The sequence below is a fragment of the Endozoicomonas sp. genome (genome assembly GCF_031844845.1).
Taxonomy (GTDB): Bacteria; Pseudomonadota; Gammaproteobacteria; order Pseudomonadales; family Endozoicomonadaceae; genus Endozoicomonas.
In genome coordinates, this window is sequence record NZ_JAVRMB020000398.1 from 1 (window position 1) to 9,904 (window position 9,904).

The 9,904-nt window shown below is 47.2% G+C and carries 10 protein-coding genes; 7 read left to right on the forward strand and 3 right to left on the reverse strand.

Features of this window, described 5'->3' with window-relative positions; all coding sequences use genetic code 11:
* Both RM811_RS22030 and RM811_RS22035 read right to left on the reverse strand, forming a co-directional pair.
* Positions 1-461, reverse strand: a 461-nt coding sequence (locus RM811_RS22030) for an FAD-dependent oxidoreductase (RefSeq protein WP_402528482.1), incomplete at its 3' end; no start/stop codon positions are given.
* The gene (locus RM811_RS22035; protein ID WP_402528484.1) at positions 458-742 is read right to left on the reverse strand and encodes a hypothetical protein; all 285 of its coding nucleotides are present in this window, start codon (positions 740-742) and stop codon (positions 458-460) included. The genes RM811_RS22030 and RM811_RS22035, both read right to left, overlap by 4 nt.
* Before the next feature lie 1,176 nt (positions 743-1,918).
* Between RM811_RS22035 and RM811_RS22040 the strand changes: the two genes are divergently transcribed.
* Positions 1,919-2,362: a hypothetical protein gene (locus RM811_RS22040; RefSeq protein ID WP_402528487.1), complete on the forward strand. Its 444-nt coding sequence runs from the start codon at positions 1,919-1,921 to the stop codon at positions 2,360-2,362.
* A gap of 209 nt (positions 2,363-2,571) precedes the next feature.
* On the opposite strand, the gene orn is transcribed toward RM811_RS22040, so the two are convergent.
* A complete protein-coding gene (gene orn, locus RM811_RS22045; protein ID WP_402528489.1) occupies positions 2,572-3,111 on the reverse strand; it encodes an oligoribonuclease in 540 nt (179 codons plus the stop codon).
* 282 nt (positions 3,112-3,393) lie between these two features.
* Here orn and rsgA point away from each other — a divergent pair, with 282 nt between their 5' ends.
* The 6 genes from rsgA to gshB form a co-directional block, all read left to right on the forward strand.
* Positions 3,394-4,419 carry a small ribosomal subunit biogenesis GTPase RsgA gene (gene rsgA, locus RM811_RS22050; RefSeq protein ID WP_402528492.1) on the forward strand — a complete coding sequence of 342 codons (1,026 nt, stop codon included), beginning with the start codon at positions 3,394-3,396 and terminating at the stop codon, positions 4,417-4,419.
* 76 nt (positions 4,420-4,495) lie between these two features.
* Positions 4,496-5,398 carry a TauD/TfdA dioxygenase family protein gene (locus RM811_RS22055; protein WP_402528495.1) on the forward strand — a complete coding sequence of 301 codons (903 nt, stop codon included), beginning with the start codon at positions 4,496-4,498 and terminating at the stop codon, positions 5,396-5,398.
* Between the two features lie 64 nt (positions 5,399-5,462).
* Positions 5,463-6,305, forward strand: coding sequence for a sulfurtransferase (locus RM811_RS22060; RefSeq protein ID WP_402528497.1), 843 nt, complete (start codon positions 5,463-5,465; stop codon positions 6,303-6,305).
* Positions 6,306-6,441: 136 nt separating this feature from the next.
* The gene (locus tag RM811_RS22065; protein WP_402528499.1) at positions 6,442-7,938 is read left to right on the forward strand and encodes a hypothetical protein; all 1,497 of its coding nucleotides are present in this window, start codon (positions 6,442-6,444) and stop codon (positions 7,936-7,938) included.
* 54 nt (positions 7,939-7,992) lie between these two features.
* On the forward strand, positions 7,993-8,940 hold the full coding sequence (asd, locus tag RM811_RS22070) for an archaetidylserine decarboxylase (RefSeq protein WP_402528502.1): 948 nt from the start codon (positions 7,993-7,995) through the stop codon (positions 8,938-8,940).
* A gap of 20 nt (positions 8,941-8,960) precedes the next feature.
* A partial coding sequence (gshB, locus tag RM811_RS22075; protein WP_402528504.1) for a glutathione synthase occupies positions 8,961-9,904 on the forward strand: 944 nt, incomplete at its 3' end.

Here is a 9,904-nt window from a genome sequence, read left to right on the forward strand (position 1 = left end):
TGGTAATGGACACCTTTGATTCGCCTGCCATCCTCAGACACGACCAGCCCAAGCACCCGGGAGCCGGTTTGCAATTGAATATTGCTAACCGACATAACCGCCTGGCGAACCCGCCACTCAAACTGTGAGCGGTTACACCACCCCATATCCACACCGGAGTGAAACCGCTTTTTCCAGACACCAAACTGAAACCATTTCAGTTCTTCGGCTGCATCGGCAGGGTAGATGCCATACTCCCTGAGGTTGAACTCCGGTATTCCAAAGAGTTGCTCCAGCAGCTCAATACCGCTGGGCAGTAATACATGGGAATGCGAACCCTGACCGGCACCTTTATGGAGACCGCTGTCACTGTCTAACGGGTCTTTTTCAAGAATGATGACTTCCTTAAAAAACGGCGACAGGGTTTTCGCTGCCATCAATCCTGCGACACTTCCACCAATCACTATTGCCCGTTGCATCATTCCCCCCTGCTCAACAACTTTTCGTAGATTGCCCTGACGCCTTCATTTTTGGCAATTTTTAAGGCTGTTTCTCCTCTTTTGTTCTGTACATTAATATTCGAACCTTGTTTGAGTAGCAGGATGGTAATAGCCTGAAACTTTTCAGTTTCCTCCTCTCCCTGCGAAGCGATACACCACTCCTTCATGGCATTGATCAGGGCTGTGTTGCCGTACTTGTCCAGTATGTCAGGATTCGCTTCCTGTTCGAGAAGCAGGCTGATGACTTCCTCGTGATGAGCCACAGAGGCGTTGATCAGGGTATCAAGTTATTATGCTGAAGAGATGAAGGCAAGGTAGTACAAAATATTCATACCGGCTTACATATGAAATTATTGATTAATCGGTCAGTTTAATTTGAATACAAATGGTCAACGCGAAACTCCTACCGTAAAACCGAAGTGAATCAGGTATGGTCTTGGAATATAACCTCTTGCATGCTCGGAATACGGAGCCTGCAGGATGCCGGGCACCGAATCAGAACTCATCTTAAAACTGTCGTATAATATGAAATATCCATAATAAAGCGGCCTCCTTTCAAGATGAGGATTGAACCTGAGCGACGACAGTGACTCGCTGCATCAAGCTCTCACCGAAAGAGTCTATTTTAAAAATAGATTAAGTAGTGCCTGAACGAACACTATGTTAACTCAACTCTCCCCTAGCCTTAGAGAAAAAACTTGACCGCGAAGTTTTGAGAAACTCAACAACCACCGGCTAAAGCCGGTGGGTTAGAATTACGGACTGAAAGTCCGGATACGCGTCAAAGACGCGTTGTCGCTAACCTTCACTCCTGAAATTTATCATCACCTCTTGATCCCCTGGTTGCTGTCATCCTGTACAGGCGACTGCATGGTTGCAGGAGATAGAGTAATGCAGGAGCAATTACCGAGATTGTATAGGATCCATCTCACAGGGAAGTGAATGTGCAGTGAGATGGCTATCCCTGCCGGATGGATTGTGTACAGTCCCTGTACACAATGACAGAGGTCTGAGTTATTCCACCCTCTGTCATCCTGTACAGGGATTGTACAGGATCCATCCACAGGGAGGTGACTGCCTGACGGTTGGCTTTTATGCCCTCGGGTAATCCCTGCCAGATGGATTGTGTACAATCCCTGTACACAATGACAGCCGCGTGTACCTTGGGCCGCTTAATTACATCCCGTAGGGAGAAAACCATCATAGCTAAAGCTGACCGGCTAAAGCCGGTGATTTTAACCTTTCAGGAGACTAATAAAATCGGATGGACCGAATGGTTCATGATTTAAAAGCCTCTCTTTGAGAGGCTTTTTTTATACGAATGCATCGCATGAGAAACTCAGGAACTTTTGAATAATCTAATGTCAAAGTAATTACCCAAAGGGAGTTGGAAATATCACTATCAACGATGTTGTTTATTTTATCGAGGTTTGATTTATATGTTTAACTTTGAACGATCTGCCGCAGCAAACCAATCAGAAGCTCTACGGAAAATAGACCAAGGGACAGCAGCTCACAACAAAAAAGAAGTCCCGAAAACAATGTCTAATGGCTACAACCGAGTGGCCTCATACTTTGGCAAGGGTGTTTCTATAGCTCTACACGTCAGCACAAATCATAATCAAGTTCGGTCTCTAGAAGCTGCTGTCATGTGGGGAAAAGAGGGGTATTTCAGTAAAACTGTATCGAATAATGCAAAAACCATGAAAGATTTTGTTGTATGCGCTAGCTGTGGAGAACAAACAAAGCTGCAACCCGGTGATACTCCTTATAAGTCCCCCGCATCAGAGAGGCATAGCCAAAAATGTGACCGCCAACAGCTTGCTGCATCAGCTACAAGTGAACTCTCCTTACTGTTGCCTACTACTCCCCAGAAGCCCTGAACTCAACTCACAGGCGTTACAACCTTCACACAGCCAAAGTTATCCTCAAAGTGGTGGCGGTCGACCGTACTGAGAGAATCGTTCAAAGAGCAGTTGCCCAAAGTGAACATTGGCCTTTGTACTCTAAAGTTTTGGATGGGAAAGGAGGGCTTGGCTCGATGTCAGGCCATCCGCATCATAGACAGATGTGCAATTCGTACAGCAGCGTTTTATTTAATAAAATGCTGACGATAAAACCGGAGTTCATCAATGGACTCACGAATATCTTCCAGCGCAAGGTGGGTGCCTTTTTTGGTAAACTGGGTCAGAAGGCCAGGATTCCAGCGACGGGCCAGCTCTTTCAAGGTGCTGACATCAATATTCCGATAATGAAAATGGTCATTCAAGTCAGGCATGTAACGCCAGAGAAAACGACGATCCTGACCGATTGAATTACCGCACAGAGGGGACACGCCCTTATCCACATAGGGCCGGATAAATTCCAGGGTCATCTGCTCCGCCCGACTCTCACTGATGGTACTTAGCCGTACCCGTTCCGTAAGGCCCGTGGCTCCATGGGTGTTAACACACCACTCATTCATGCCATCCAGCACGGCGTCACTTTGATGAACCGCCATGACCGGACCTTCTTCCAGAATAGTTAACTGGCCATCGGTCACAATGGTCGCGATCTCAAGGATCCGGTCATTTTCCGGATCCAAACCGGTCATTTCCAGGTCGATCCATATGAGATTATCTGATTTAGCCATCAAACACCCAGTAATCACGGTTTAGAAAATTTGAACTGTTCTTAGATATCAGACAGTTAGGAAAAATTCAGCTTATTTAATATATTATAGACCGCTACATTTCCCTGACCCTTTTTCTGACCTTTTTATGAAAAGATCTGAACCAATTTAAGAGCAGATAACGAATGAGCTGACATAATAAGCTTACTTCATTCATAATTGCAGCGAAATCAGCCCAGTAAAAATTTATGATACTTCAAATTTCACTCCCCAAACACCTCTTCACACACTGCCGCACACACCATGAGTAAGCGCAAACTAACGCGCAGACAAAGCTGGCGCATAGAGAAAATCCAGGAAGAACGGAAAGCCCGTGCCCAAAAACGCGAGCAACAGATTACTCAGGAACTTCAGGATGACGCCCTGGGGCCCGAACAACCGGGGCTTATTATTGCCCATTACGGCGCCCAGCTTGATATAGAGCCTATTGGCAGGCCCGGTGAAACCTACCGATGCCACCTTCGCGCCAACCTTCCTCCGCTGGTGACGGGAGACCGGATTGTCTGGCGCGCCTCCAATAAAGGCGATATGGGGGTGGTGGTTGCCCTTGAAGACCGGGACAGCCTGTTATCCAGGCCGGACACAAGAGGTCAGTTAAAGCCGGTAGCCGCCAATATTGATTATATTGTTCTGGTCATCGCCCTGGTGCCTGAACCCTACCCTAATCTGATCGACCGCTATCTGGTCGCTGCTGAAACCGTGGATATTGAGCCCGTCATTCTGCTCAATAAAACAGACCTGCTGGAAGATGAAGCCAGTCGTCAGCTGCTCGACAATATGCTGATTAATTATGAGCGTATTGGTTATCGGGTACTTAAAGCATCAACCCGGACGGAAGATGGGCTCAATGAACTCAAGAACCTCTTGAATGAACACACCAGCGTGTTCGTGGGTCAGAGCGGCGTTGGGAAGTCTTCACTGGTCAATACGCTACTGCCCGGGGTTGATATCAAGGTAGGCCCACTGTCTGCAAGCACCGGTAAAGGCACCCATACCACCACTGCGGCAAAACTGTTTCACTTTCCCGCCGGTGGCATGCTGATCGACTCCCCCGGCATCCGGGAGTTCGGGCTCTGGCACATGGAGCCAGAGGATGTACTACACGGCTTTAAAGAGTTCCGCCCATTCATTGGCTATTGCCGGTTCCGGGACTGCAACCATAATCAGGAGCCCGGCTGCGCTATTCGAAACGCCTTGCTTAATGGTGAGATTATTCAGGAACGAATGAATAGTTACCAGAGTATTCTCAACTCTCTGGAGAAGCCGTAACCCCAACAATTCTCATGGTATCCGAAAAAATTGATCTAACTTTATCAAGGTCTTTCAATGACTATTCAGGCATACCATGATCGATTATAAGATGACCAGTCAGCATCCCCGGCTGGGCTATGAGGTTTGCCAGGGCATCAGCCTGAAAACATTGAACAGCAGCCAGAGACTGGCATTAAAACAGGCTCTCTGGCAGCACGGTGTGATATTCGCCAGAAATCAGTATATGAGTGCCAGTGAGCTGGAACAGTTCGCACAGGATACGTTTGGCCCCATGATAATGGGAGACAACCGTTGCCATAAAGAGCATAAAGAACACCCTCCCTTACCTCCCGAACTGATCAGCAACCATGTTGCTGTTCTGGGTAATCCCTCGGGCCCTGTCGAAAAGCCAATTGGAGCCGGTGCCTGGAAGTGGCATCACGATAAAGATGCACTTCCCCGTCTGGAAGGGCTTACCATGAATGCACTTTATATCGTGATACTTCACATGCACAAAGTGCCAGAAACCGGAAGTGATGGATTGCCCCATACCACTCACTTTCTCGATCAACTGGAAGCCTTGCGTTCCCTCAGCCCTGAACGTCAGGCCGAGTTGAGAAAGATTAAGCTCATCCACTCCCCTCCCTTCCAGACGCCTGATGCCTGGACTGCCGAAACACCACTAAAAACCCAACCGCTAGTTTCAGAGCACCCATTAACTGCGCGGGAAGGCCTTTATATGGGTTCAGATACCGCAATCCCCGTCGGTCTGGAGAGGGATCCCGAAACAGCCAGAACTTTCTGGAAGGCACTATTGGATGAAATACTCGAAAAGTCTGTGGTATACGCTCATCCCTGGCAGGAAGGTGATGTTGTCTTCTGGGATAACTCTCAGGTCATGCACTGTGGCCAACCTTATGACTCCATGAACCAGCAGCGGATCGGCCTTCGACTGGGCGTTGTTGCCCGCGAGGAAACAGCACTGAGACATAGTTAACGTCTCGGATGCTCACAGCAACAATTACCATTACAATGCGTTCAGGAAAAAATCAGGACGTAATATGACTCACAATAACAATCTGCCACTGATCCTGGAGCCGGATGCACTGGAATCCGCTCTGGCCTCTGACGAAAATACCTCTATTAAAGAGAGCCTGATCATCATTGACCTGTGTAACCCCCGGTTATACCAGCAGGCTCATGTTCCCGGAGCGATTAATGTACAGCCACAGCAACTGATCGCAGGCACCCTTCCCGCCCGGGGCAAATTGCCCCCCATAAGCCAGCTGGAATCACTGTTCAGTGAACTCGGTTACACCGGCAAAGAACATATCATTGTTTACGATGATGAAGGCGGCGGCTGGGCAGGACGATTTATCTGGACACTGGATGTGATTGGGCACAAACACTACTCCTACCTTAATGGCGGTATTCATGCCTGGCTCAAAGAGGGACATCCAACTGAGTCAACACCTAACCAGAAAACGCCAACCGCTGTTTCGCTGACCATTAATGACAATGTCATGGCAACCAGCGATTTCATTATGAGCGTGCTTGATGATCCGCAATTCAAAATATGGGATGCCCGTTCACCAGAAGAATACCGAGGCGAAAAAGTCATGGCCATGAAGGCGGGTCATATTCCCGGAGCCATAAACTTTGAGTGGACCCGGGCCATGGACCCTGAAAAAAATTACCGTATTCGTGAAAACCTGATCCCTGAACTGGCAGCCCTGGGTTTATCACCGGATAAAGAAATCATCACTCACTGTCAGGCTCACCATCGGTCTGGCTTCACCTATCTGGTGGCCAAATCACTGGGATTCAAACACATCAGAGCATACGATGGTTCCTGGTCGGAATGGGGCAACCTGCCAGAAACCCCAGTTAAAATAGGAACTTAAGTAACCGGGCATTGATTTTATAGTGAATTTTTTTACTGGTTAGTTGTCTAATGGACGGGCAGGTTTTCTAAACTCCATAGGAAACCTGACGGGACCTGAAACGGTAAATTTATCTCATTGGCCAAATAAAATAAAAATGACTATACAATCAAGCAACAACTCACTCTCACTGCGCTATCTGGATGCTTTTGAGTACACTTGGTCTACCTCCAAACAGCAAGAAAAACCGAATTTCTGCAAATCTTTGAAAAGTTTTTTCTTTGGAAAATCTGTTCAAAAAAAAGACCTGGAGAATTACCTGACTTCTCTGAAGGACCTGCAAAACAGTCATATCTTTACAACAATTCAGGGAATTCCATATCTAAACACAAAGACCAGAAGAATATTTACACCCGATGATATAATGCTTAAAAATCTTGAAAATACCCTCCAGAAAAATAAAACAACTACTCTACCAGCCCTCCATCTTCAATCTGAGAGATTTAGAAATTATGGTGACACCTGTTTCATTAACACAGCTCTGAAGTGTGTACTAAATTCATTAAAAAAAGAAACTCTGGAAAACATACAGACACGCCAAAGGGAATTATTGAAATCTCTAACAGAAAAATTAACACCCACACAAACGTCATCTACACAAACAGTGAATCCACTTGAATACCAACACCACAACCTTGTAAAGAAAAACAAACTTATCAGAGCCCTGCAAATACTTATCGATACCTACTTCAATGCAAGCAATAAAAAAACAATGAATACAGCGATAAGGCACTTTATAAATCAAATGTTTCAATACGGCCAAAAAAATCAAACTCATTTTTTTAAAAGCATCTTTAGACCTAATGGGTTCTCCCCAAATGGTTACACTGTAATGCCTGGTTCTGCAGCTGATCTTATCCCACACTTATTACACCTGATTGCTGATGAATCATTGGGAATATACGGCCTTACCTACACAACCACCGAACAGCAGAAAATCAGAGATAAGGAGGATAATATACTCATCAGAAACCCAATTAAAAAACAACAACAACATCATCATCAGGGAGAATTAGTGCTTCATATAAATCCGGATAATTCCATTCAGCAGGATTTTGATGAAATGCAAAGCACAGAAGAAAAACCAATTAATTTACCGCTAGTGCAAGCATATAAGAGTAACACCCCTCAATTACCCCCTGAAAACCACACCCCTTCAGTAATAACCCAACATCATTATTCAAGCGACTTATCCAGTCTGGAGTGCTTGTTTGTCAACCCGGTTTTACATACAACATCATCAAAGCAAACAATAAAAGCAGCAAAAAGGTTAATGGCGAAGCTTGACAACAATATCGTACTGCCCATAAAGCACTCTGGTAAAACTAACAACCGATACAATAATGGTCAGTTATATCAGGTTACACTTCAGCCTCAGGCTATCGGCTTGCATCACCGTCGAATATTATCCAGGGACCATAAGACAGCACTTATAAAGAACACAAACCATAAGTTTGTTCACCATGATGATAAGAAAATCAGCGCCCCGAAAATCACGCTATCCGCATTTCATGGCATCCCTGAAGTTATCATGTACACGGTTGCCTCTATCGATCAGGCTCCGGCGATGACCGAAACAGCGGGAAACACATAGTCAATCTACCATTACGCCCGGGAGACAATATCAATAAAGCGGAATTCAGGTACAATGCCCGCTCTCATTAGTGGACAATCAGGCACTACCACCGTGAAAGAAAAACTGTTTGCTGCCATTCAATATGTACTGCCCCACCATCTGATCTCCAGGGCCGTTCACTATTTTGTTGAGTGTCAGACCCCATGGTTCAAAAACCACCTGATCCAGTGGGCCATTGACCACTATCGTGTCGATATGAAAGAGGCTCAGAGGGAAAAAGCAGAAGAATACAGACACTTCAACGACTTCTTTACCCGCCTGCTAAAAGACGGCGCCCGCCCTTTACCAGGCGACCCTGAGCTGATTGTCAGTCCGGCGGATGGCGCCATCAGCCAGATAGGTGATATCAATGATGGCAGAATCTTTCAGGCAAAAGGCCATGATTACAGCCTGGTCGAACTACTGGGTGGAGATCTGGCGCTTGGACAGGAATTTATGGGCGGCAAATTCGCCACGATCTACCTTTCCCCAAAAGACTATCACCGCATTCATATCCCCGCTGCTGGCACATTGCACAAAATGGTTCACATTCCTGGTCGCCTTTTTTCGGTGAATCAGGGCACCGTTGAGAACATTCCAAATCTGTTTGCCCGTAATGAGCGGGTAGTCAGTGTCTTTGATACGCAATATGGCCCCATGGCGGTCATTATGGTGGGTGCCATTAATGTTGCCAGTATTGAAACCGTATGGGCCGGGCTGGTCACCCCCCAACGCGGGCAGGTTGCTACGGTGAGTTACGGAGAAGCCAGCCAGTCCATTGAACTGAGTCGTGGTGATGAGCTTGGCCAGTTTAAACTGGGTTCAACAGCCATCGTGCTGTTTGGTAAAGACCAGGTAGAGTGGCTGAAAAACTGGCAGCCCGGTATGTCCATTAAAATGGGCGAAGCGATGGCAAGTACTAAAACAGTAAGTGCATCCAGTGCCCCTTCTGAAGACTCAGAAGCCGAGAGCAGTAACTAGAGAGTACGGAGAACAAACTCATGAGCATTAAACTCGGCGTCGTGATGGATCCTATTGCCTCCATCAATTACAAGAAAGACAGCTCTCTGGCCATGCTGCTGGCCGCCAGTCAGAAAGGCTGGCAACTGTTTTACATGGAGCAGGCTGATCTCTACCAGAAAGACGGCATCGCCATGGGCAGCGTACAGCCACTGCAAGTCAGGGCTGACCCAAATGACTGGTTTGAGCTTGAGGCTCGTCAGGAAATGCCTCTGGATGGGCTGGATGTCATCCTGATGCGCAAGGACCCGCCCTTTGACATGGAGTTTGTCTACAGCACCTACCTGCTGGAGCAGGCTGAAGCAGCCGGTACACTAATCGTCAATAACCCCCGCAGCATCCGTGACTGTAACGAAAAAATGTTCGCCACACTGTTCCCTCAGTGCACACCGCCGGTCATGGTTTCCCGCAGCCAGAGACTACTGAGGGAGTTTGCCTCAGAACATGGTGATGTCGTGCTCAAGCCTCTGGATGGTATGGGTGGCAGCTCCATCTTCCGCACCCATCCTGATGATCCCAACCTCAGTGTCATTATCGAAACCCTGACCGAGCTGGGGCAGCGTCAGGCCATGATTCAAAAATTCATTCCTGACATTAAGTCGGGGGATAAGCGCATTCTGATGATTGACGGCGAACCGGTTCCTTACTGTCTGGCACGTATTCCGGCAGCAGGGGAACTGAGAGGAAATCTGGCAGCGGGCGGAACCGGAGTTGGACAACCGCTGAGCGAACGGGATCACTGGATTGCCAGCCAGGTAGGCCCGGTACTTCGGGAGAAAGGTTTGATCTTTGTCGGGCTGGATGTCATTGGCGACTACCTCACAGAAATCAACGTGACTTCACCCACCTGTATCCGGGAACTGGACGATCAGTTTACACTCAACATCGCCGGTCAGTTAATGGATAAGATCGAAGAAAAGCTCAA

What these genes read in the sequence shown, in the direction of transcription:
- RM811_RS22060 (WP_402528497.1), top strand. Translation starts at nt 5,463, where the DNA reads ATGACTCACAATAACAATCTGCCACTGATCCTGGAGCCGGATGCACTG.
- RM811_RS22055 (WP_402528495.1), top strand. Translation starts at nt 4,496, where the DNA reads ATGATCGATTATAAGATGACCAGTCAGCATCCCCGGCTGGGCTATGAG.
- orn (WP_402528489.1), bottom strand. Translation starts at nt 3,111, where the DNA reads ATGGCTAAATCAGATAATCTCATATGGATCGACCTGGAAATGACCGGT.
- rsgA (WP_402528492.1), top strand. Translation starts at nt 3,394, where the DNA reads ATGAGTAAGCGCAAACTAACGCGCAGACAAAGCTGGCGCATAGAGAAA.
- RM811_RS22040 (WP_402528487.1), top strand. Translation starts at nt 1,919, where the DNA reads ATGTTTAACTTTGAACGATCTGCCGCAGCAAACCAATCAGAAGCTCTA.
- asd (WP_402528502.1), top strand. Translation starts at nt 7,993, where the DNA reads ATGCCCGCTCTCATTAGTGGACAATCAGGCACTACCACCGTGAAAGAA.
- RM811_RS22065 (WP_402528499.1), top strand. Translation starts at nt 6,442, where the DNA reads ATGACTATACAATCAAGCAACAACTCACTCTCACTGCGCTATCTGGAT.